The following is a 20,896-nucleotide window of genomic DNA, read 5'->3' on the forward strand; positions in this document are numbered from 1 at the left end:
GGTCCATTTTGACTTAGGTAGAGACTTGTCCGAATCCGATTGGGGAATCATTTCGCCCCAGCGGAGTCGGAACAATGCTCGCCAACTTGGCAAGAGTGGTTTGCAAGGGCGGTTTTTTCATACCGTACACCGTGCAGGCCCTTTAACTGGCCGTTGGTTTTTTGATCTGTTTTCGGCGAGGGTTGCTCGTGATTGTTAGTCCCTGTAACGCACCAAAATTGTCTGCCAAACGGTTACGCAGCGCCCTGGTAGCGGGCTCTGCACTGCTCTGCCTGCTCAGCGCCGGTCAGCTTTGGGCATTCAGTCTGGATGATGTATCGGCCAAGGCAAAAGAGCTGGCCGCGCAGAAATACGAAGCGCCGCGCAGTAACCTGCCGAACGAGTTCCGCGACATGAAATTCGCGGACTATCAGAAAATTCGTTTTCTGACGGAAAAAGCCGAGTGGGCTGATCAGAAGACGCCGTTCAAGCTGTCCTTCTATCACCAGGGCATGCATTTCGATACGCCGGTGAAAATCAACGAAATCACCGCGAACACCGTCGAAGAGATCAAATACGATCCGAGTCGTTTCGACTTCGGCGACATGCAGTTCGATCCCAAGGCCACTGAACAACTGGGTTATGCCGGTTTCCGTGTGCTGTACCCGATCAACAAGGCCGACAAGCAAGACGAAATCATGACCATGCTCGGCGCGAGCTACTTCCGCGTCGTCGGCAAGGGTCACGTCTATGGTTTGTCCGCTCGCGGCATGGCGCTTGATACCGCATTGCCGTCTGGCGAAGAATTCCCGCGTTTCCGCGAATTCTGGATTCAGCAGCCCAAGCCAGGCGACAAGCACCTGGTGATTTTCGCCCTGCTGGACTCGCCTCGTGCCACCGGCGCCTATCGCCTGACCCTGCGTCCGGGCAGCGACACCATCGTCGACGTCAAGGCGCAGATGTTCCTGCGTGACAAGGTCGGCAAACTGGGCATCGCTCCGTTGACCAGCATGTTCCTGTTCGGCGCCAACCAGCCGTCGAAAGTACTGAACTACCGTCGCGAGCTGCACGACTCCAGCGGTCTGGCGATCCATGCCGGCAACGGCGAGTGGATCTGGCGTCCGCTGAACAACCCGAAACACCTGGCCGTGAGCAACTTCAGCGTGGAAAACCCGCGCGGCTTCGGTCTGCTGCAACGTGGCCGCGACTTCAGCCACTACGAAGACCTCGACGACCGGTACGACAAGCGCCCAAGCGCCTGGATCGAGCCGAAGGGTGACTGGGGCAAGGGCACAGTCGACCTGGTCGAGATTCCGACCGCCGACGAAACCAACGACAACATCGTTGCCTTCTGGAACCCGGAAAAACTGCCGGAACCTGGCCAGCCGCTCGATGTCGCTTATCGTATGCACTGGACCATGGATGAAGCCTCGATTCACGCGCCGGACAGCGCCTGGGTCAAACAGACCCTGCGTTCCACCGGTGACGTCAAACAGTCCAACCTGATTCGTCAGCCGGACGGCAGCGTTGCCTACCTGGTGGACTTCGAAGGCCCGTCCCTGGCGGCATTGCCGGCTGATGCGGAAGTTCGCAGCCAGGTCAGCGTCGGTGACAACGCCGAGCTGGTGGAAAACAGCGTGCGCTATAACCCTGAAACCAAGGGCTGGCGCCTGACCCTGCGGATGAAGATCAAGGATCCGAGCAAGTCCACCGAGATGCGTGCCGCGCTGGTGCAGAACATCGTGCCGGCGGACCTGGCCAAGACTTCGATTCCGTCGTCGAACTCGTCGGTTGCCAAGGCCGACAAGGTTGCCGCCAAGCAACAAGAGAAAGCGGACAAGGAAGCCAGGCAAGCGGAGGCCAAGCAGGCCGAAGCGAAGCCTGTTGCAGATGCCAAGGACAAGGCCAATCAAGACGCCAAGCAGCCTGCCGCTGCCGACGCGGCCCCAGCCACACCGGAATCGGCCCCGACTGAAGAAGTCCTGACCGAGACCTGGAGCTATCAGTTGCCTGCCGATGAGTAACTCACAAGTACGGCCAGAAACTCTTTCCGAGTATCTGGCGCATCTGCCGATGACCGACCAGCAGCGCGCGGAACTCGCAGGCTGCCAGTCTTTCAGCGAATTGCATGAACGCCTGTCATCGTCGACGTTCGACGCCCCGACCGAAGCCGCCCAGGCTTCGGTGGGCAAACGCCTGACCCTGAGCACTGCCGAAGAGCTGCAGGACGCGGAAATGCTGGTGCTCGACGCCAACGGCCGGGTCTGCCTCAAGGCGACCCCGCCGATCCGGCGGACCAAGGTCGTGCCGGAGCCGTGGCGCACCAACATTCTGGTACGTGGCTGGCGCCGGATGACCGGTCGTACCAACCCGCCGAAGCCGCCGAAGGACGAACGTGTCCTGCCGGCCGCGCGCTGGCGTACCGTAGGTTCGATCCGTCGCTACATCCTGTTGCTGCTGATGCTCGGCCAGACCATCGTCGCCGGCTGGTACATGAAAGGCATCATGCCGTACCAGGGCTGGTCGTTCGTCGACCTCAACGAAGTGCTGCACCAGCCACTGCTGCAAACGGCCACGCAAGTGCTGCCGTATGCGTTGCAGACCAGCATCCTGATCCTGTTCGGGATTCTGTTCTGCTGGGTGTCGGCCGGTTTCTGGACCGCGCTGATGGGCTTCCTGGAATTGCTGACCGGCCACGATAAATACCGTATCTCCGGTAAAAGTGCCGGCAACGAGCCGATTCCAAAGGATGCGCGCACCGCACTGGTGATGCCGATCTGCAACGAAGACGTGCCACGGGTATTCGCCGGCCTGCGGGCGACCTTTGAGTCGGTGGCGGCCACTGGCGACCTGGACCGTTTCGACTTCTTCGTTCTCAGCGACAGTAACGACGCTGATATCTGTGTCGCCGAGCAACAGGCCTGGCTGGACGTCTGCCGTGAAGCCGGGGGCTTCGGCAAGATCTTCTATCGCCGTCGTCGCCGTCGCGTTAAGCGTAAAAGCGGCAACCTCGACGACTTCTGCCGTCGCTGGGGCGGTGACTACAAGTACATGGTCGTACTCGACGCCGACTCCGTGATGAGCGGTGAGTGCCTGACCAGTCTGGTGCGCCTGATGGAAGCCACGCCGGACGCCGGGATCATCCAGACCGCGCCACGGGCGTCGGGCATGGACACCCTGTATGCGCGCATGCAGCAGTTCGCCACTCGCGTGTATGGCCCGCTGTTCACCGCCGGCCTGCACTTCTGGCAACTGGGCGAGTCGCACTACTGGGGCCACAACGCGATCATCCGCATGAAGCCGTTCATCGACCACTGCGCCCTGGCGCCGTTGCCGGGTAAAGGCGCGTTCTCCGGCTCGATCCTGTCCCACGACTTCGTTGAAGCCGCGTTGATGCGCCGTGCCGGCTGGGGTGTGTGGATTGCCTACGACTTGCCGGGCAGCTACGAAGAACTGCCGCCAAACCTGCTGGACGAACTCAAGCGTGACCGTCGCTGGTGCCACGGTAACCTGATGAACTTCCGCCTGTTCCTGGTCAAGGGCATGCACCCGGTGCACCGCGCGGTGTTCCTGACCGGCGTGATGTCCTACCTGTCGGCGCCGTTGTGGTTCTTCTTCCTGGTGCTGTCGACCGCGCTGCTGGCGGTCAACACGCTGATGGAGCCGCAGTACTTCCTCGAACCGCGCCAGCTCTATCCGCTGTGGCCGCAATGGCACCCGGACAAGGCGATTGCGCTGTTCTCGACCACCATCGTGCTGCTGTTCCTGCCGAAACTGCTGAGCATCATCCTGATCTGGGCCAAGGGCGCGAAAGAGTTCGGCGGCAAGTTCAAGGTGACCCTGTCGATGCTGCTGGAGATGCTGTTCTCCATGCTGCTGGCGCCGGTGCGGATGATTTTCCACACCCGTTTCGTCCTCGCCGCGTTCCTCGGCTGGGCCGCGACCTGGAACTCGCCGCAACGTGACGACGACTCCACACCATGGAGCGAAGCGGTCAAGCGCCACGGCCCGCAAACCCTGCTGGGCTTCTTCTGGGCCATGCTGGTGATCTGGCTGAACCCGAGCTTCCTGTGGTGGCTGGTGCCGATCGTCGGTTCGTTGATGCTGTCGATCCCGGTTTCGGTGATCTCCAGCCGTGTCGGCCTGGGTCTGAAGTCCCGTGACGAGAGCCTGTTCCTGATCCCTGAGGAATACAATCCGCCACAGGCCTTGCTGGCCACCGACCAGTACACTCACGAAAACCGCTGGCACGCGCTGAACGACGGCTTTGTCCGTTCGGTAGTCGATCCACAGCAGAACGCCCTGGCGTGCTCGTTGGCGACTTCCCGGCACAATCAGGCCGAGCCGATTGAATGGCTGCGGATCGAGCGGGTTCGCCACGCGATGAAGGTTGGCCCGGAAGGGTTGACCAACAACGAGCGTGTGCAACTGTTGAGCGACCCGGTGGCATTGGCGCGCCTGCATGAGCAGGTCTGGAGCGAAGGTCACCCAGAGTGGCTGGGCGCATGGCGCAAATCGGTCAAGGCCGATCCGCACGCGCCGCTGCTGCCGCTCAAACCGATGAGCGAACAGCCTCAGTTGGCATAATAAAAAAACCCGCGAAAGCGGGTTTTTTTATGGCTTGAAGTTTGTTCTTGAACTTGCACCAGATGCTGTACCGGCAGCGTCTGGTCGGACGCTTTCGCGGGCAAGCCCGCTCCCACAAGGTTGTGTGTACAACGCAATTCCCTGTGGGAGCGGGCTTGCCCGCGAAGGCATCACCTCGGTCCTGAGTAAACCGAGGTATGCAGATCACCTCAAACCCTGAACTTTCCCACCAACATCTGCAAATGCGTTCCCAACCTTGCCAGCTCAACGCTCGACGCCGCTGTCTCTTCACTCGCCGCAGAAGTCTGATCCGACACATCCCGCACATTCAACACACTACGGTTGATCTCCTCAGCCACCGCGCTCTGCTGCTCGGCGGCCGCCGCGATCTGCTGGTTCATCGCCTGGATCGCCGACACCGTGCGGGTGATGCTTTCCAGTGAGCCACCGGCGCGGCGGGTCAGTTCGACGCTGCTGTCGGTCAGGGTGCGGCTGTTGTCCATGATGGTCGCGACTTGCTGCGTGCCGTTTTGCAGGCCGACGATCAGCTCTTCGATCTCTTCGGTGGACTTCTGGGTGCGCTGGGCCAGGCTGCGGACTTCGTCTGCCACCACGGCAAAACCACGCCCGGCTTCACCGGCACGGGCAGCCTCGATGGCCGCGTTGAGCGCCAGCAGGTTGGTTTGCTGGGCCACGGACTTGATGACGTCGAGCACGCTGCCGATCTTGTCGCTTTCGCGCTGGAGTTCGCCCATGGCTTCGGTGGAGTGGCCGACTTCCTTGGCCAGACGTTCGATCTGGGCGATGGCTTCGCCGACCACTTTATCGCCCTCACGGGCCTGCTGGTCGGCGGCGACGGCGGCTTCAGAGGCTTCTTCGGCGTTGCGCGCAACTTCCTGCACGGTGGCGGCCATTTCGTTCATGGCAGTGGCGACCTGATCGGTCTCGACCTTCTGGCTGTTGACCCCGGCGCTGGTCTGCTCGGTGACCGCGGACAACTCTTCGGCGGCGCTGGCGATCTGCGTGACGCCATCGCTGATGCCGCCGATCAGTTCGCGCAAGCCCTGGGTCATGCTCTGCATGGCACGCTGCAACTGGCCGAGTTCGTCGCGGCGCTGCGACGTCAGGTTGTGGGTCAGGTCGCCACTGGCGACGCGCTGTGCCACGACCAGGGTCTGGTTCAATGGAATGATGATCTGCCGGGTGATCGCCCAGGCGGCCAGCAAGCCGAAGGCGATGGCCAGAGCGGTGGCGAGGGTCAGCATGTTCTTGGCATGGGCGGCGTCGGTGTCGCGCACGACGGTTTGCGAGACGGTGAGTTTCTGGCTCATGTCCACCAGGATGTCGCCTTGGGCAGACATGCGTACCAGGGCCTTGGCGCTGGCCACCTGGGAGTCGCGGAACTGGCTGACGGCGGCACGGTAGGCCTTCAGTGAATCAGTCGCCTGCTGCAGGTTGGCGATGTGTTCTTCAGGCAGTTTGGCCGGCAGGCTCTCGAGGTTCTTCAGGGCGTTGTCGATCGCGTCGAGGGCTGGCTGTTCGGCTTCGCTCTTGCCGCTGTAGGTGTAGCCGCGAACCTGGAAACGCGCCTGCTGGATCAGTTTGCTCAGGTCGATCACGCTGTTGAACGCCGCCACGCTGTCGCCTTGGAGTATGGATTTCTCCACTTCGGCGACGCGGGCCACGGCATTGTCGGCGGTGGCGCCGAGTTTGCTGCGGGCGTCTTCACGCTGGGCGCCGGCCTGGCCCATGTCGCTGAAGGCGCGACGGAATTCAGCGACCGCGGCCAGTTGTTGATCGACCATGGCCGTATCAGCCGGTTGCTCGATCAGGCCGCGGGCGGTCTGCAGGCCGCTTTCGAGTTTGCCCAACAGATCGTTGACGGCGCCGGGACCTTGTTCAGCGCGACGCATCTCGTAATCCAGGCGTGCAATGCGCAGGTCCTTGGTCAGGTCGTTGAGACTGGCGATGAACCCCAGTTTATCGCCACGGCTGGTCACGCCGCTCAGGCCGCTCCAGCCGGTGAAGGTGATCAGCAGGGTCAGCAGCAGCACCAGACCGAAGCCGATGCCCAGCTTGCGTTTGACGCTGACGTTTCCCAGATTCTCGGCTAGCCATTGATACATGCTGAAACTCCCCGGACCGCAATTTGGTTTTATGGGGGATATATCGGCAGGGGCGCGGGGTTCTGTAGGCGCTGCCCGATATACGGGCGGGTGATTATCTTGAGTAGAAGTTGGACCTGTGGGAGCGGGCTTGCTCGCGAAAGCGGAGTGTCAGTCACTTCAATGCCGACTGATACACCGCCTTCGCGAGCAAGCCCGCTCCCACAGGGGGAATTGTGTAGGGGATTTAGAAAAGTCGTGCCAGCAGTGCGGTCACGGCGGTTTCGACGCGCAGGATGCGCTCGCCCAGCTGCACCGGTTGCAGCCCGGACTTGCCCAGCAGGTCGATTTCGTAGGGAATCCAGCCACCTTCCGGGCCGATGGCCAGGGTCACCGGTTCGCTGAGTGCGCGAGGGCAGGGCGGGTAATTGCCCGGATGCCCCACCAGGCCGAGGGTGCCTTCGGTGATCGCGGGCAGACGGTCTTCGACGAACGGCTTGAAGCGCTTCTCGATCACGACTTCCGGCAGCACGCTGTCCCGCGCCTGTTCGAGGCCGAGGATCAACTGCTCGCGAATCGCCTCTGGTTCCAGGAATGGAGTCTGCCAGAAGCTCTTCTCGACGCGATAGCTGTTGACCAGCACGATCCGTGGCACACCCATGGCCGCCACGGTCTGGAACACCCTGCGCAGCATCTTGGGCCGTGGCAGGGCCAATACCAGGGTCAATGGCAGCTTGGCTGGTGGCGGCTGGTCGAGGGTGACGCGCAATTCCGCTTCATCGGCGTCCAGGCGCAGCACTTCGGCTGAACCCATCAGCCCGCCGATCCGCCCGACGCGCATGCTGTCACCGACTTCGCAGCGGTGGACTTCCTGCATGTGGGTCAACCGGCGATCACGCAGGACCACCCGGTCGGCCGCAATGAAATCGGCCTCTTCAAGAAGCAGCAGGTTCACGCTTGGGTCGCTGGCGGCTGGTCGTTATGGTCGTCAGCCGGCTGATCATCCGGGTGCTCGCCACGTTTGCTGATCAGGCTGCCAAACAGGATGCCGATCTCGAACAGCAGCCACATCGGCACGGCCAGCAGGGTCTGCGAGAAGATGTCCGGCGGTGTCAGGATCATGCCGACCACGAAGCAGCCGATGATCACGTACGGGCGGATTTTCTTCAGGTATTTGACGTCGACCACGCCGATCCACACCAGCAGCACCACGGCCACCGGGATTTCGAACGCCACGCCAAAGGCGAAGAACAGCGTCATGACGAAATCGAGGTAGCTGGTGATGTCGGTCATCATTTCCACGCCGGCCGGGGTGGCGGCGGCGAAGAACTTGAAGATCAGCGGGAACACCAGGAAATAGGCGAACGCCATGCCGGCGTAGAACAGAAAGATGCTGGAGACCAGCAAGGGCACGGCGATGCGTTTTTCATGCTTGTACAGGCCCGGGGCGATGAAACCCCAGATCTGGTGCAGGATCACCGGGATCGCCAGGAACAGCGAAACCATCATCGTCAGCTTCAGTGGCGTCAGGAACGGCGACGACACGTCGGTGGCAATCATCGTCGCGCCGGCGGGCAGGTACGCGCGCAGCGGTGTGGAGACGAAGGTGTAGATCTGCTGGGTGAAGGCGAACAGCCCGGCAAAGATGATGAAGATCGCCGCTACGCAGCGCAGCAGACGGGTACGCAACTCGGTGAGGTGCGAAACCAGCGGCATGTGCTGGTCGTTTTCAGGAAGATCGCTCATGGGGCTCGCGGCGGCAGTGTTGGGTCATGAGGGGCCGGCGCAACGGGCGCAGCCGCAGGTGTAACGGGTTCAACCGGAGTGGCTGCAACAACGGGCGCAGGTTCAACAGGCGCTACAACGGGAGCAGGTGTCGGGTCGACGGCAGCGGCAGGCGCATGAATCGTCTGCGCGCCCACGTGCTCCACCGGTGTCGGCTCCTGCTGGGTCGGCGTGAAGATCTTCCGCGCCTCCTGCTCAAGCGACAGGATGTGCTCGTTGTGCAGTTGCCGACGAATCTCGTCGGCACCGATTTCACGTTCAACTTCCTGTTTGATTGCGTTGAAGCTGCGCTTCAGACGCCCGACCCACAGGCCAGCGGTGCGCGCAGCGCCCGGCAAGCGCTCGGGACCCAGCACCAGCAGGGCGACGAGGCCGACGAGCAGCAGTTCAGAGAAGCTGATACCAAACATTAGTCAGTGCTCACACGTCTTTGCGGATCGGCTCTTCGACTTTCTGTGCCTGCACGTCGATGGTGTGCGGCTGGTTCACGGATGCCTGTGGCTGAACCGGAGGAACCGGTTGGGCCGGGGTCGCATTCGGATCGGCCGGTTTTTCGTCGTCGTTCATGGCTTTCTTGAAGCCCTTGATCGACTCGCCGACGTCGGTGCCGAGGTTTTTCAGCTTCTTGGTGCCGAATACCAGGACCACGACAACCAGGATGACGATCCAGTGTTTCCAGTCAAAAATGCCCATGCTGCTGCTCCTCTCTAATAGTTATTCAGGCGGACGGGCGCGAGGCTTTCTCGGCGTGTCCGGAGAGACCGAAACGACGGTCCAGTTCATCGAGTACAGCCTGTGGATGCTGCCCCAATTGGGCGAGCATGACCATGCTGTGGAACCACAGATCGGCGGTTTCGTAGATCACATCGCTGCAGTCGCCGCTGATGGCGGCGTCCTTGGCGGCAATGATGGTTTCGACCGACTCTTCGCCGACTTTTTCCAGAATCTTGTTCAAGCCCTTGTGGTACAGGCTGGCGACGTACGAGCTGTCGGCGGCGGCGCCTTTGCGCTCCTCCAGTACCTCGGCGAGGCGGGTGAGAGTGTCACTCATGTTTATGCCCTGCGGAATAGATGGCGTGCGGATCTTTCAGGACCGGGTCGACGGTTGTCCAGTCGCCGTTCTCATAGACGCGGTAGAAGCAGCTCTGGCGGCCGGTATGACAGGCGATGTCGCCGATCTGCTCGACCATCAGGATGATGACGTCGGCGTCGCAGTCCAGGCGCATCTCGTGCAGGGTTTGCACATGGCCAGACTCTTCGCCCTTGCGCCACAGCTTGCCACGGGAACGTGACCAGTAAATGGCGCGGTTCTCGGCAGCGGTCAGTTCCAGTGCTTCGCGGTTCATCCAGGCCATCATCAGGACGCGCCCGGTCTTGTGATCCTGGGCGATGGCCGGCACCAGGCCGTCAGCGTCCCACTTGATCTCGTCCAGCCAGTTTTTCATCTACGACTCCGATACGGGCCCGCACTTCAATAATCGGGGGGCCTACGTTCAATGCAGCGTCCAAACAGTGTGCCAGCGTGTTGCGCGACTGGCTATCGGCGCACGACCAGATACAAACCGACCGCCATCATGATGCCAGCTGGCCAATAGTCCAACTGATTCAGCGGTCCGCCAGCGGCAAGGATGGCGCCTCCGGCCAGATGGGCCGTGCCGAGCAGGCGCAGGAACCAGTCGTCTCGGCGTCGATGCCACGCTGGCGGCGGGACGTAGGCGTGGGGTTGGGACATGCGTTCGAGCAGGTCGCGGGCCATGTTGGCCAGGTGCGGGATCTGTTCGAACTGGCTGTGCACGTTGCCGAGCAGGGCTTTGGGGCTGACCCGCTCGCGCATCCAGCGTTCGAGGAACGGCTGCGCGGTGTTCCACAGATCGAGGTCCGGGTACAGCTGGCGGCCCAGGCCTTCGATGTTCAGCAGGGTTTTTTGCAGCAGGACCAGTTGCGGCTGCACTTCCATGTTGAAGCGGCGCGCGGTCTGGAACAGGCGCATCAGCACCTGACCGAAGGAAATATCTTTTAACGGTTTTTCGAAGATCGGCTCGCACACGGTACGGATCGCTGCTTCGAATTCGTTGAGTTTGGTTTCCGCCGGCACCCAGCCCGAATCGATGTGCAACTGCGCCACGCGACGGTAATCGCGCTTGAAGAAGGCGAACAGGTTGCGCGCCAGATAATCCTGGTCTTCCGGGGTCAGGCTGCCGACGATGCCGCAGTCGATCGCAATGTATTGCGGGCTCCACGGGTTCACTGTGCTGACGAAAATGTTGCCGGGGTGCATGTCGGCGTGGAAGAAGCTGTCGCGGAACACCTGGGTGAAGAAAATCTCCACGCCACGTTCGGCGAGCATTTTCATGTCGGTGCGCTGGTCGGCCAGGGTCGCCAGATCGGTCACCTGAATGCCGTAGATGCGTTCCATTACCAGCACTTTCGGCCGGCACCAGTCCCAATAGACTTGCGGCACGTACAGCAACGGCGAGCCGTCGAAGTTGCGCTTCAACTGGCTGGCGTTGGCCGCCTCGCGCAACAGGTCGAGTTCGTCGTAGATGGTTTTTTCGTAATCGCTGACCACGTCCACCGGGTGCAGCAGGCGCGCATCGGCGGAGAGTGTTTCGGCGGCGCGGGCGAGGATGAACAGCCACGCCAGGTCCTGGGCGATCACCGGTTTGAGGCCCGGGCGGATCACCTTGACCACCACTTCTTCACCGGTTTTCAGTTGCGCGGCATGCACCTGCGCCACCGAGGCCGAGGCCAGCGGCTCGACGTCGAAACGGCTGAACACGTCGCTGATTTTCTTGCCCAGCTGTTCTTCGATCAGTTTGACCGACACTTGCGAGTCGAACGGCGGCACGCGGTCCTGCAGCTTCATCAGTTCGTCGGCGATGTCTTCGGGCAACAGGTCGCGACGGGTGGACAGGATCTGCCCGAACTTGATGAAGATCGGCCCCAGGTCCTGAAACGCCAGGCGCAAGCGCGCGCCACGGCTCAGGTCCAGGGTCTTGCGCGGGAACCAGCGCCACGGCAAGGCATAACGCAGCGCCCGCAAGAACCAGGGCAGCGGCAGGGCGAACAGCAGGTCATCGAGGCGGTAGCGGATCACGACGCGCTGGATGCGCAACAAACGGCGGACGGCAAGCAGCTTCATGCGTTATCGCTTGGGTCGAGGGATCGGGAAAGGCGCTCGAAACGCGCCTCGAGACGTTCCAGATCGAGCTTGATCTGGTCCAGTTCACTGAATCGGGCTTCGGCTTCGCGCTGGCCGACGAGGGTGCGCGATTCTTCGGCCAAGTATTCGCCCAGGTTCTGGCCCAGGCTGGCAAAGCCTTGCTGATACCAGCGGGCGCGGCTGCGCAGGTGACCGCCGACCAGTTGCGTGGCCACCGGGCCCAGCACGCGTGCGAGTTCGTACTCCCAGTCCAGCTCAAGGTCCTGGAGGATCGCCGCCAGTTCCAGCAGCACGCCGCTGTCGCCGTCGAGTTCGACTTCAGGGCTGTGCAGGATCGAGGTCTTGTCCTTGCTCATGGCCAGCTTCAGCAGGCTCGAGGCGGGTGCACGCAAGGTGCAGTCGGCGCCGGTTTCCCACTGGGAGGCGAGCATCAGGCCTTCGTCGCTGGGCAGGATGAACAGTTGCAGCGCCGGGCTGCGACAGTCGACGGCAATCACTCTGCCGCTCAAATGCGCCAGCCGCGGCAGCGCCGTGCTGTCGAGGCGCAGCACCCGGTTCAGGCCGAGTTCAACGCTGGCGAGCAGGCCGGCGAGCAGCATCAGGGTTTGATGCCGCGGTGCAGGGCAACGATGCCTGCGGTCATGTTGTGATAGGTCACGCGGTCGAAACCGGCCTCGACCATCATCGACTTCAGGGTTTCCTGGTTCGGGTGCATGCGGATCGATTCGGCCAGGTAGCGATAGCTTTCCGAGTCATTGGTGATCAGCTTGCCCATCAGCGGCATGAAGGCGAACGAGTAGGCGTCGTAGGCCTTGGACATCAGCGCGTTGGTCGGCTTGGAGAATTCCAGCACCAACAGGCGGCCACCAGGTTTGAGCACGCGCAGCATCGAGCGCAGGGCATCTTCCTTGTGGGTCACGTTGCGCAGGCCGAAGGCGATGGTCACGCAGTCGAAATGGTTGTCCGGGAACGGCAGCTTTTCCGCGTCGGCCTGGACGAATTCGACGTTGCCGGCCACACCGAGGTCCAGCAGGCGGTCACGACCGACCTTGAGCATGGATTCGTTGATGTCGGCCAATACGACCTGGCCGGTCGGGCCTACCAGATGCGAGAACTTTCTGGTCAGGTCGCCAGTGCCGCCGGCGATGTCCAGCACGCGGTTACCGGCGCGAACGCCCGACAGTTCGATCGCAAAGCGCTTCCACAGACGGTGCATGCCGCCCGACAGAAGGTCGTTCATCAGGTCGTACTTGGCGGCTACCGAGTGGAAAACCTCAGCGACTTTTTCCGCTTTCTGGCTTTCCGGAACGTTTTTGAAGCCGAAGTGAGTGGTGGGTTCGGCATCGCTGCCTTTGCGCTGATCAGTCATATCGCTGTCACCAAAAGAGAATGCGCGACATTCTAATCCCCAAGGCATGCTTTGTCTTGGCAAGGCTGAAGGTAAGATGGGCAACCATCGGGACGTTTTGACGCAGCAGAGGTCAAGATGCCTCGGGAAAGCATCCATAAAGCAGGAGTCATTCGATGGCCCGTATTAGTGTTGAACGTGCCCATGGCCTGGGTAAGGAAGCCGCTCGCGAAAAGGCCGACAAGCTGGCGCAGAAACTTTCCGATCAATATGGCCTGGAGCCGCAGTGGTCCGGCGACACCCTGAACCTCAAGCGCTCGGGTGTTAAGGGCGCAGTGCATATCAGTGAAGACTCGATCAAGGTCGACGTGGAGCTGGGCCTGATGATGTCGGCCATGAGCGGCATGATCAAAGCGGAAATCGAAAAGGCGCTGGATAAGGTCCTGGTCTGATTTCCCCTTGAAATGAGATCCCCTGTGGGAGCGGGCTTGCTCGCGAAAGCGGTGTGTCAGTGAAATTTCTATCAACTGATACACCGCTTTCGCGAGCAAGCCCGCTCCCACATTTTGGTTTGTGGTGTGACCAAGGCTTTATGTCATTTGTTAGGGTGCCGTTTCTAATTTTTCTCCCTACTTTGTGCCAGAGCCCGACACTTACCCGGGCAGTTCCTCAAACCTTCTGCGCGTGAGGTGCACCATGGCCAAAGTTATTTTGAAGAAAAAAATCGACCCGTCGACCGGCACGCTGAGCGACGTCAAATCCTATGCCCGCAAGATCTGGCTGGCAGGCCTGGGTGCCTACACCAAGGTCGGCCAAGAGGGTAGCGAGTACTTTCAAGAGCTGATCAAAGCGGGTCAGGTTGTTGAAAAAAAAGGCAAAAAGGTAGTTGCTGAGAAACTTGAAGCGGCCAATGCCGAGATCGATGAAGCCAAGAGTGAAGTCAGTACTTTCAAAGGCCGCGTCGAAGTTCAACTCGACAAGGTCGAGAAGGCGTTTGACACGCGTGTCGCAAGTGCCTTGAATCGTATCGGTATTCCGTCTAAACATGACGTTGAGGCACTCTCTGCTAAGCTCGATGAGCTGACGGCATTGCTCGAACGTGTCGCGCGTAAATCTTAAGGAGAACGGGATGGCTGTTAAAAAGAACACCGAAAAAGAAGGCAGCTCGTGGATCGGGAAGGTTGAAGATTACTCCCGAAAAATCTGGCTGGCTGGTTTAGGCGTGTACTCGAAGATCGACACTGACGGCAGCAAACTCTTCGATGCATTGGTTAAGGACGGCGAGAAAGCCGAGAAGCTCACCAAGAGCGCTGTTGGCAAGACTGTCGACGCCGCCAAGGACTCCGCTTCTTCGGCCAAGTCGCGTATCAGCGGCGTGAAAGATCGCGCACTGGGCAAGTGGGATGAGCTGGAAGGTGCTTTCGACAAGCGTCTGAACAGCGCCATTTCGCGTCTGGGCGTACCGAGCCGCAACGAAGTCAAGGCACTGCACAGCAAGGTCGATACCCTGACCAAGCAAATCGAAAAACTGACCGGTGCCAAGGTTGCGCCTGTTGCGGCGAAAACCGCGGCAGCCAAGCCTGCTGCCAAGCCGGCCGCCAAAACCGCAGCCAAGCCACTGGCAAAAGCAGCGGCCAAACCTGCTGCCAAGCCTGCGGCTAAAACTGCAGCCGCCAAACCGGCCGCCGCAAAAGCCGCCGCCAAACCAGCGGCTAAACCGGCCGCCAAGCCTGCAGCAAAAACTGCAGCGGCCAAACCCGCTGCGGCGAAAAAACCAGCGGTGAAAAAGCCGGCCGCTCCAAAAGCCGCCGCGCCAAAACCAGCAGTGGCAGCTGCCAAACCGGCAACGCCGGCAGCTCCGGTCAGCGCATCGAACTCCGCTACCGCACCGACCCCTGCTGTCACCCCGACTGCCGCGCCGGCTCCATCGACGCCAACCAGTCAGTCCTGATTCTCAGGGCTCAAGAAAACGCCCGGCCTGTGAAGGCCGGGCGTTTTTGTTTGTGAGTGCATTCGGGAACACGACAAAGATCCACTGTGGTAGCGAGCAAGCCCGCTCCCACAGGGAATAGTTGTGGTCAGGGTTATTCGTGGTCTTCCAGATACTCCATTGCCATCTGTTCGGTTGCAGCCTTCATCGACGGCAGCAGGTGCGGCGCCACCAGCATCATGATCTGGTAAACCACCAATCGCACCTCGCCCTGACGATCAAGAATCCGCTGGTAATCCAGCGAGAACAGCAGGGTCATGGTGATCTGTTCCACCAGTTGCCCCAATGCCTGGGTATCGCTGACCAGCAGCCCTTGCGCCTGCAATCGTGCCAGCAGCGATGCCAGTGTGCGCTTGAGTGCATTGAGCAAGTTGCGAATGCCCTTGGCCAATTTCGGCAGGCGCCCGGCGAGGTTCGACAGGTCCTGGAACAGGAACCGGTAATGGGACAGGCGTTCGACGATCAGGTGCAGGAACAGCCAGTATTCTTCGGGTGCCAGTTCAGCATCGGCCGGTGGATCGAGCAAGGGCGCCAGTTCGCCCTGAAAACGCTCGAACAGCCCGAGAATCAGCGGTTCCTTGCCGTGGAAGTGGTAGTAGAGGTTGCCCGGGCTGATGCCCATCTCATTGGCAACTTCCATGGTGGAGACATTCGGTTCGCCCTTTTGATTGAACAACTGCAGGGCACATTCGAGGATCCGGTCGCGGGTTTTCATCCAGTCTTCTTAATGATCGGGTCTTGCCACGGCCGGCAGAGGCCGTGGCTCGTTGAACGTCAGCGCACGCGCACGTAAGTACCGGGTGCTGCCTCCATCGGTGGATAGTTCTGGTTGCCGAGCGCCATGTGGGTTTCTTTCTGCGCGCCGGAACGTTCCTGAATCCAGCTCAGCCATTGGGTCCACCAACTGCCGTCGACATGCTTGGCGTCGTAGTACCAGGCACGGGGGTCGCTGCTCAGTTTGCCGTTCTCGACGTAGTTGGCTTTCGGGTTGCTCGGCGGGTTGAGGATGCTCTGCACATGACCGCTGTTGGACAGCACGAAGCGCCGCTCGCCACCGAGCAACAGCGTCGAGCGATACACCGCGTCCCACGGTGTGATGTGATCGTTGATGCCGGCGACGCTGAAGCTGTCGACGGTGACCTTTTGCAAATCGATCGGCGTGCCACACACTTCCAGCCCGCCCGGGTGGGTCAGCGGGTTGTGCTTGAAGAAGTCCAGCAGGTCGCCATGCAGGGCGGCCGGCAGGCGCGTGTTGTCGTTGTTCCAGTAGAGAATGTCGAACGCCGGTGGCTCCTTGCCCAACAGGTAGTTGTTGACGAAGTAGCTCCAGATCAAATCGTTGGGGCGCATCCACGCGAAGACCTTGGCCATGTCGCGGCCGTCCAGCACACCTTTCTGATAGGAACGGCGCTTGGCGGCTTCCAGAGTCTGTTCGTCGGCGAACAGCGTAGCGGGGCTGTCCATCTGACTGTCGAGCAAGCTCACCAGGTAAGTCGCGCTGGACACCCTGCGCAGCTGCCGCTTGGCCTGCAAGTGACCCTGCAACGCGGCAATGGTCAGCCCGCCGGCGCAGGCGCCCATCAGGTTGACCTCGCGTGCGCCGGTGATCGCCCGGCAGACATTCATGGCCTCTTCCACGGCTTCCACGTAGCTCGAGAGCCCCCATTCGCGGTGACGCACATCCGGGTTGCGCCAACTGATCATGAAGGTTTGCAGGCCGTTTTTCAGGGCGTACTGGACAAAGCTGTTATGGGGGCTCAGATCGAAAATGTAGTACTTGTTGATTTGCGGCGGCACCACCAGCAGGGGCTTGGAATACTGCTTTTCGCTCATCGGCTTGTACTGGATCAACTCCAGCAGCTCGTTGCGAAACACCACGGCACCGGTGGTGGTGGCGACCGTCTTGCCGACCTCGAACGCTTGCTTGGTGACTTGCCGTGGCAGGCCGTCGTTGTGCAGCAGATCGTCCACCAAATGGCTGATGCCACGCACCAGGCTGTTACCGCCGGAATTGAACAGTTCCTTGACCGCCAGTGGATTGAGCAGGGTGTTGGAGGGCGATACGGCATCGTTGAGCAGGGCGAAAGCGAAGTGGGCGCGGGCGCGGTCGTCCGGGCTCATGTCGCTCTCGTCGATCCAGCTCTTGACCTGTTTCTGCCAGCTCAGATAGGCCTGCAGGCTACGGCGATAAAACGGGTTGAGGCTCCACGCCGGGTCGGTGAAGCGAGCGTCCTGCGGGTTGGTCGGGTGCAGGGTTTCGCCCAGCAGCACACGGCCAAGCTGACCGCCGAGTTTGAGGGCATGTCGGGCACTGTGTACCGGATTGCGCAAGCCATGAGCGGCCACACTGCGCAGGGTCGACAACAGATCCCGACCGCGCAGGCCGGTAATCGCACTCTGTGCATTGATGAACGCGGCGGGAGTCGGTAGGGAATCCCTCGCTGGTTTCTCGCGCATGAGTCAACACTCCTTCGTCTTCAGGCCAAAAACAAATACACCGAACCAGAACACCATAGACGCTGTAACGGGTTGTTGCGCGGCGTGACGTCCTGCCGACCGCTGAGGCAGCGGTTTAGCTGCCCAATGGTGCCGGACGCGGATGCATCACCGCGCGCTGGCGCTCCTCTTCCAGGAATTTCATGATGATCGGGGCCACCGCTTCGGCCCGGGTAATCAGGAACAGATGCCCGTCATCGATGATGTGCAGCTGGGCGTTGGGAATTCGCCAGGCCAGCAAGCGCATGTTGACCAACGGGATCAGTGGGTCATCGTCGCCGGCCAGTACCAGGGTCGGCTGGCGGATCTTGTGCAACCAGTGAATGCTGGTCCAGCCGAGGCCGGCGAACAGCTGCCAGTAGTAACCGAGCTTGCCCGCTGAACGCACCTTGGCCGCATGGCTGGCGGCCAGCGTCGGGTCGCGACGGAACGCACCACCGTAGATCATCGGCGCAATGCGGATCACGTGGGACGGCTGGATGTAACGTCGCGGGCTGGCCATCATCCACAGCACTTTCGGTTTGCCCGGCACCATCACCGCACCTGCCGCCGTTGCGGCCAGCACGAGTTTCTTGCAGCGCTCCGGATAGTCGAAGGCGAACTGCTGGGCCAGGGCGCCACCCCAGGACACGCCGATGACGTTGACCTGCCCGTAGTCGAGATAGTCGAGCATCCGCGCCGTAAGTTTCGCCAGGCTCGGAAAACGATACGGCCGGTTCGGTGTCGACGAACCGCCGACGCCGGGTACGTCGAAGGCGATGACTTCCAGGTCCGGGTCCAGCGCCGCGATGAACGGAAACACCAGCTCCAGGTTGGCGCCGATGCCGTTGAAAATCAGCAGGGGCGTCAAGTGAGGCTTGCCGGGGCGTACCGCCGTGCGAAGCGTCTGGCCATCCAGATCGACGGTACGGAATATGAAGGGTTGCGGCATGCTTCTGGCCCTGTGGGTCGCTATCTCAAATTCTTCCTCGATCCCCTTGTGGGAGCGGGCTTGCTCGCGAATGCGTCAGGTCAATCGACATCAATGTTGAATGATCAATTGCTTTCGCGAGCAAGCCCGCTCCCACAGGAGGATGAGGTGTGTCAGTTACCGCTCATGCACATAGGTGCCTGGCGCGGCTTCACCCGCTGGATAGGCCTTGTTGCCCAACTTCAGTGGTGCTTTTTTCAGGTTGCCCGCACGCTGTGCCTGCCACGCCTGCCAGTGCAGCCACCAGGAGTCGGCGTGCTTGGTCGACTCCTCTTGCCAGTCATCGGCATTGGCGGTCATTTCGGTGCTGGTCATGTAACGCGATTTCGGATTGCCCGGCGGGTTCAGGATGCTCTGGATGTGCCCGCTGCTGGACAGCACGAATTCAACGTTGCCGCCGAACAGTTGCGCCGATTTGTAGCAGGAACGCCACGGGGTGATGTGGTCGTTGGTGCCGGCCAGCGAGAAGATGTCGGCGGTGACCTTCTTCAGATCGATTGGCGTGCCGCACACTTCCAGTGCATCGGCACGGGTCAGCGGGTTACTTTTGAACATCTCGATCAGGTCGCCATGGAACGCAGCGGGCAACCGGGTGGTGTCGTTGTTCCAGAACAGAATGTCGAATACCGGCGGTTCGTTGCCCAACAGGTAGTTGTTGACCCAGTAGTTCCAGATCAGGTCGTTGGGGCGCATCCAGGCGAAGACTTTCGCCATGTCGCGGCCTTCGAGGACACCGGCCTGGTAGGAGTGACGCTTGGCGGCTTCGAGGGTTTGCTCGTCGACGAACAGGGCCACGTCGCTGTCCAGGGTGGTGTCGAGCACGCTGACCAGCAGGGTCAGGGCGTTGACCTTGTTCTCACCGATTGCCGCGTAGTGGCCCAGCAGCGCGGTGCAGGTGATGCCGCCGGAGCAGGCACCGAGCATGTTCACGTCTTTGCTGCCGGTGATCGAGGTGACCACATCAACCGCTTCCTTGAGCGCTTCGATGTAGGTCGACAGGCCCCACTCGCGCTGCTCCTTGGTCGGGTTGCGCCAGCTGACGATGAAGGTCTGCACGTTGTTGCGCAGGCAGAACCGCGCCAGGCTCTTTTCCGGGCTCAGGTCGAAAACGTAGAACTTGTTGATCTGCGGCGGTACCACCAGCAGTGGGCGTTCATGCACCTGTTCGGTGATCGGCTTGTACTGGATCAACTCCAGCACGTCGTTGCGAAAGACCACCGCACCCTCGGTCACGCCAAGCGTCTTGCCGACCTCGAATGCGCCCATGTTGACCTGGCTCGGCATGCCGCCGTTATGCACCAGGTCCTTGGCCAGATGCGAGAGGCCATCGAGCAGGCTCTTGCCACCGGTTTCGAAGAAGCGCTTGACCGCCGCCGGGTTGGCCGCCGTGTTGGTCGGGGCGAAGGCTTCGGTCATCAGGTTGATCACGAAGTGCCCGCGGCTGACGTCCTTGGCCGGCAGGTTGCTGTCGTCGATCCAGTCGTGGAGTTCCTTGCGCCACGCCAGGTAGGTTTGCAGATAACGTTTGTAGAGCGGGTTCTGGCTCCAGGCCGGATCCGCAAAGCGACGGTCATCGCTGCCCGGTTGCAGCTCGGATTTGCCGAACAGCACGTTCTTGAGTTCAAGGCCGAAATGAGCGACATGTTTGGCGCTGTGAATCGGTTGTTTGATGGCCTGCCTGAGCACCATTCGAGCAGAAGCCAGTAGATCCTTTCCACGCAGTCCAACGACAGGATTCAGCCCCAAGGTGTTTTCCGAGGCTTGACTCTTCAAGTCATCGTTATTCTTGTTACTCATCTACGACGCTCCATTGTCCTGAGACGAGTACCGGGTCCTGCTGTGTAGTCACACAGCCAATGCCAGGTACTACTGCTCGGGGTGACCGTTAATACTGCATCGCTGCTTTTTTAATGCAGAGAGCACTGCAGGGAACTTGCCAGTTCCATTGGTTACCCGAGTTTAATTTTTTTCGCAAGCAGGCCAATCGGCGGCCCTGAAGCGGAGCATTCAAACAGATGAAATTAGAAAATGCCCTCTAAAGAGCAAGAGGCTCGGATTAGAGCATCAGCTTGACGACGGATTCGTTCGGATCGCGGGTTTTTCCGGCGGCTTTGAGCTCGGCCAGATAATCTTCCCAGAGTGCGTCATAACGTCGCCCCAGCTCGTACAGATATTCCCAGGTGAACAAGCCGCTGTCGTGGCCGTCGTCGAAGGTCAGTTTCAGTGCGTACTGACCGGCCGGTTCTACCTTGGTGATGCCGACATTGATCTTGCCGAATTGCAGGATGGGTTTGCCGTGGCCCTGGACCTCGGCGGAAGGCGAGTGCACGCGCAGGAACTCGGCGGGCAGGGTGTATTCCTCGCCGGACGCGTATTTCAGCGACAGGGTTTTCGAGGCTTTGTGCAGCTTGATGTCGGTGGGGAGTTGAGTCATGAGCGGATGTCCGATTGTGTGTGGGACCCCGATTCAAAT

At 60.8% G+C, this 20,896-nt stretch carries 20 protein-coding genes and 1 pseudogene; 5 read left to right on the forward strand and 16 right to left on the reverse strand.

Annotation, left to right across the window (positions count from 1 at the left end; translation table 11 throughout):
* Positions 1–188 precede the first annotated feature (188 nt).
* Both AC3IT6_RS01700 and mdoH read left to right on the forward strand, forming a co-directional pair.
* A complete protein-coding gene (locus AC3IT6_RS01700) occupies positions 189–2,003 on the forward strand; it encodes a glucan biosynthesis protein G (protein ID WP_489354085.1) in 1,815 nt (604 codons plus the stop codon).
* The gene (mdoH, locus tag AC3IT6_RS01705; RefSeq protein WP_489354086.1) at positions 1,996–4,566 is read left to right on the forward strand and encodes a glucans biosynthesis glucosyltransferase MdoH; all 2,571 of its coding nucleotides are present in this window, start codon (positions 1,996–1,998) and stop codon (positions 4,564–4,566) included. The genes AC3IT6_RS01700 and mdoH overlap by 8 nt, the downstream gene beginning before the upstream one ends.
* Before the next feature lie 209 nt (positions 4,567–4,775).
* On the opposite strand, the gene AC3IT6_RS01710 is transcribed toward mdoH, so the two are convergent.
* The 11 genes and pseudogenes from AC3IT6_RS01710 to ubiE all read right to left on the reverse strand — a co-directional run bounded on the left by AC3IT6_RS01710 (position 4,776) and on the right by ubiE (position 12,988).
* Positions 4,776–5,648 (reverse strand): methyl-accepting chemotaxis protein, encoded by an 873-nt coding sequence (locus tag AC3IT6_RS01710; protein WP_489356464.1) that lies wholly within the window; start codon positions 5,646–5,648, stop codon positions 4,776–4,778.
* A gap of 30 nt (positions 5,649–5,678) precedes the next feature.
* A pseudogene (locus AC3IT6_RS01715) lies at positions 5,679–6,692 on the reverse strand (methyl-accepting chemotaxis protein); the annotation flags it as partial.
* 226 nt (positions 6,693–6,918) lie between these two features.
* Complete coding sequence (locus AC3IT6_RS01720; RefSeq protein ID WP_460155473.1) at positions 6,919–7,626, reverse strand: 16S rRNA (uracil(1498)-N(3))-methyltransferase; 708 nt, start codon at positions 7,624–7,626, stop codon at positions 6,919–6,921.
* The gene (gene tatC / locus AC3IT6_RS01725) at positions 7,623–8,417 is read right to left on the reverse strand and encodes a twin-arginine translocase subunit TatC (protein ID WP_103397258.1); all 795 of its coding nucleotides are present in this window, start codon (positions 8,415–8,417) and stop codon (positions 7,623–7,625) included. The genes AC3IT6_RS01720 and tatC overlap by 4 nt, the downstream gene beginning before the upstream one ends.
* Positions 8,414–8,866, reverse strand: a complete 453-nt coding sequence (gene tatB, locus AC3IT6_RS01730; RefSeq protein ID WP_150755665.1) for a Sec-independent protein translocase protein TatB — start codon at positions 8,864–8,866, stop codon at positions 8,414–8,416. The genes tatC and tatB overlap by 4 nt, the downstream gene beginning before the upstream one ends.
* A gap of 10 nt (positions 8,867–8,876) precedes the next feature.
* Positions 8,877–9,149, reverse strand: a complete 273-nt coding sequence (locus AC3IT6_RS01735; RefSeq protein WP_007989280.1) for a twin-arginine translocase TatA/TatE family subunit — start codon at positions 9,147–9,149, stop codon at positions 8,877–8,879.
* A gap of 25 nt (positions 9,150–9,174) precedes the next feature.
* A complete protein-coding gene (locus AC3IT6_RS01740) occupies positions 9,175–9,507 on the reverse strand; it encodes a phosphoribosyl-ATP diphosphatase (protein WP_008047820.1) in 333 nt (110 codons plus the stop codon).
* A complete protein-coding gene (gene hisI / locus AC3IT6_RS01745) occupies positions 9,500–9,901 on the reverse strand; it encodes a phosphoribosyl-AMP cyclohydrolase (RefSeq protein ID WP_007989281.1) in 402 nt (133 codons plus the stop codon). Before hisI ends, AC3IT6_RS01740 begins: the two co-directional genes overlap by 8 nt.
* A 92-nt stretch (positions 9,902–9,993) precedes the next feature.
* Positions 9,994–11,598, reverse strand: coding sequence for a ubiquinone biosynthesis regulatory protein kinase UbiB (ubiB, locus tag AC3IT6_RS01750; RefSeq protein WP_489354087.1), 1,605 nt, complete (start codon positions 11,596–11,598; stop codon positions 9,994–9,996).
* A complete protein-coding gene (locus AC3IT6_RS01755; protein ID WP_150726560.1) occupies positions 11,595–12,218 on the reverse strand; it encodes a ubiquinone biosynthesis accessory factor UbiJ in 624 nt (207 codons plus the stop codon). Before AC3IT6_RS01755 ends, ubiB begins: the two co-directional genes overlap by 4 nt.
* Positions 12,218–12,988, reverse strand: a complete 771-nt coding sequence (ubiE, locus tag AC3IT6_RS01760; RefSeq protein WP_007975568.1) for a bifunctional demethylmenaquinone methyltransferase/2-methoxy-6-polyprenyl-1,4-benzoquinol methylase UbiE — start codon at positions 12,986–12,988, stop codon at positions 12,218–12,220. The genes AC3IT6_RS01755 and ubiE overlap by 1 nt, the downstream gene beginning before the upstream one ends.
* A gap of 155 nt (positions 12,989–13,143) precedes the next feature.
* Between ubiE and AC3IT6_RS01765 the strand changes: the two genes are divergently transcribed.
* The 3 genes from AC3IT6_RS01765 (at position 13,144) to AC3IT6_RS01775 (ending at position 14,918) form a co-directional block, all read left to right on the forward strand.
* Positions 13,144–13,419 (forward strand): polyhydroxyalkanoic acid system family protein, encoded by a 276-nt coding sequence (locus AC3IT6_RS01765; protein WP_150756793.1) that lies wholly within the window; start codon positions 13,144–13,146, stop codon positions 13,417–13,419.
* Between the two features lie 244 nt (positions 13,420–13,663).
* Positions 13,664–14,086: a phasin family protein gene (locus AC3IT6_RS01770; RefSeq protein WP_150726562.1), complete on the forward strand. Its 423-nt coding sequence runs from the start codon at positions 13,664–13,666 to the stop codon at positions 14,084–14,086.
* Positions 14,087–14,096: 10 nt separating this feature from the next.
* The gene (locus tag AC3IT6_RS01775) at positions 14,097–14,918 is read left to right on the forward strand and encodes a phasin family protein (RefSeq protein WP_489354088.1); all 822 of its coding nucleotides are present in this window, start codon (positions 14,097–14,099) and stop codon (positions 14,916–14,918) included.
* A 133-nt stretch (positions 14,919–15,051) separates the two neighbouring features.
* Here AC3IT6_RS01775 and AC3IT6_RS01780 read toward each other — a convergent pair whose 3' ends face one another.
* From AC3IT6_RS01780 to AC3IT6_RS01800, 5 genes are all read right to left on the reverse strand, one after another.
* Positions 15,052–15,672: a TetR/AcrR family transcriptional regulator gene (locus AC3IT6_RS01780; RefSeq protein WP_223447394.1), complete on the reverse strand. Its 621-nt coding sequence runs from the start codon at positions 15,670–15,672 to the stop codon at positions 15,052–15,054.
* A gap of 59 nt (positions 15,673–15,731) precedes the next feature.
* Positions 15,732–17,414: a class II poly(R)-hydroxyalkanoic acid synthase gene (gene phaC, locus AC3IT6_RS01785; RefSeq protein WP_489354089.1), complete on the reverse strand. Its 1,683-nt coding sequence runs from the start codon at positions 17,412–17,414 to the stop codon at positions 15,732–15,734.
* Between the two features lie 115 nt (positions 17,415–17,529).
* A complete protein-coding gene (gene phaZ / locus AC3IT6_RS01790) occupies positions 17,530–18,384 on the reverse strand; it encodes a poly(3-hydroxyalkanoate) depolymerase (protein ID WP_150726566.1) in 855 nt (284 codons plus the stop codon).
* Between the two features lie 156 nt (positions 18,385–18,540).
* Entirely contained in the window at positions 18,541–20,220 is a 1,680-nt protein-coding gene (gene phaC, locus AC3IT6_RS01795; RefSeq protein ID WP_489354090.1) for a class II poly(R)-hydroxyalkanoic acid synthase, read from the reverse strand.
* A gap of 259 nt (positions 20,221–20,479) precedes the next feature.
* A complete protein-coding gene (locus tag AC3IT6_RS01800; RefSeq protein WP_223447400.1) occupies positions 20,480–20,857 on the reverse strand; it encodes a gamma-butyrobetaine hydroxylase family protein in 378 nt (125 codons plus the stop codon).
* Positions 20,858–20,896 lie beyond the last annotated feature (39 nt).

Source organism: Pseudomonas sp. KH_017 (assembly GCF_057840285.1).

Bases quoted from the DNA above. Each gene is read 5' to 3' on its own strand.
- AC3IT6_RS01780 (WP_223447394.1), bottom strand. From the start codon at position 15,672: ATGAAAACCCGCGACCGGATCCTCGAATGTGCCCTGCAGTTGTTCAAT.
- AC3IT6_RS01770 (WP_150726562.1), top strand. From the start codon at position 13,664: ATGGCCAAAGTTATTTTGAAGAAAAAAATCGACCCGTCGACCGGCACG.
- AC3IT6_RS01740 (WP_008047820.1), bottom strand. From the start codon at position 9,507: ATGAGTGACACTCTCACCCGCCTCGCCGAGGTACTGGAGGAGCGCAAA.
- tatC (WP_103397258.1), bottom strand. From the start codon at position 8,417: ATGAGCGATCTTCCTGAAAACGACCAGCACATGCCGCTGGTTTCGCAC.
- ubiE (WP_007975568.1), bottom strand. From the start codon at position 12,988: ATGACTGATCAGCGCAAAGGCAGCGATGCCGAACCCACCACTCACTTC.
- mdoH (WP_489354086.1), top strand. From the start codon at position 1,996: ATGAGTAACTCACAAGTACGGCCAGAAACTCTTTCCGAGTATCTGGCG.
- ubiB (WP_489354087.1), bottom strand. From the start codon at position 11,598: ATGAAGCTGCTTGCCGTCCGCCGTTTGTTGCGCATCCAGCGCGTCGTG.
- hisI (WP_007989281.1), bottom strand. From the start codon at position 9,901: ATGAAAAACTGGCTGGACGAGATCAAGTGGGACGCTGACGGCCTGGTG.
- phaC (WP_489354090.1), bottom strand. From the start codon at position 20,220: ATGAGTAACAAGAATAACGATGACTTGAAGAGTCAAGCCTCGGAAAAC.
- phaZ (WP_150726566.1), bottom strand. From the start codon at position 18,384: ATGCCGCAACCCTTCATATTCCGTACCGTCGATCTGGATGGCCAGACG.
- AC3IT6_RS01765 (WP_150756793.1), top strand. From the start codon at position 13,144: ATGGCCCGTATTAGTGTTGAACGTGCCCATGGCCTGGGTAAGGAAGCC.
- phaC (WP_489354089.1), bottom strand. From the start codon at position 17,414: ATGCGCGAGAAACCAGCGAGGGATTCCCTACCGACTCCCGCCGCGTTC.
- AC3IT6_RS01775 (WP_489354088.1), top strand. From the start codon at position 14,097: ATGGCTGTTAAAAAGAACACCGAAAAAGAAGGCAGCTCGTGGATCGGG.
- AC3IT6_RS01800 (WP_223447400.1), bottom strand. From the start codon at position 20,857: ATGACTCAACTCCCCACCGACATCAAGCTGCACAAAGCCTCGAAAACC.
- AC3IT6_RS01735 (WP_007989280.1), bottom strand. From the start codon at position 9,149: ATGGGCATTTTTGACTGGAAACACTGGATCGTCATCCTGGTTGTCGTG.
- AC3IT6_RS01710 (WP_489356464.1), bottom strand. From the start codon at position 5,648: ATGCAGAGCATGACCCAGGGCTTGCGCGAACTGATCGGCGGCATCAGC.
- tatB (WP_150755665.1), bottom strand. From the start codon at position 8,866: ATGTTTGGTATCAGCTTCTCTGAACTGCTGCTCGTCGGCCTCGTCGCC.
- AC3IT6_RS01755 (WP_150726560.1), bottom strand. From the start codon at position 12,218: ATGCTGCTCGCCGGCCTGCTCGCCAGCGTTGAACTCGGCCTGAACCGG.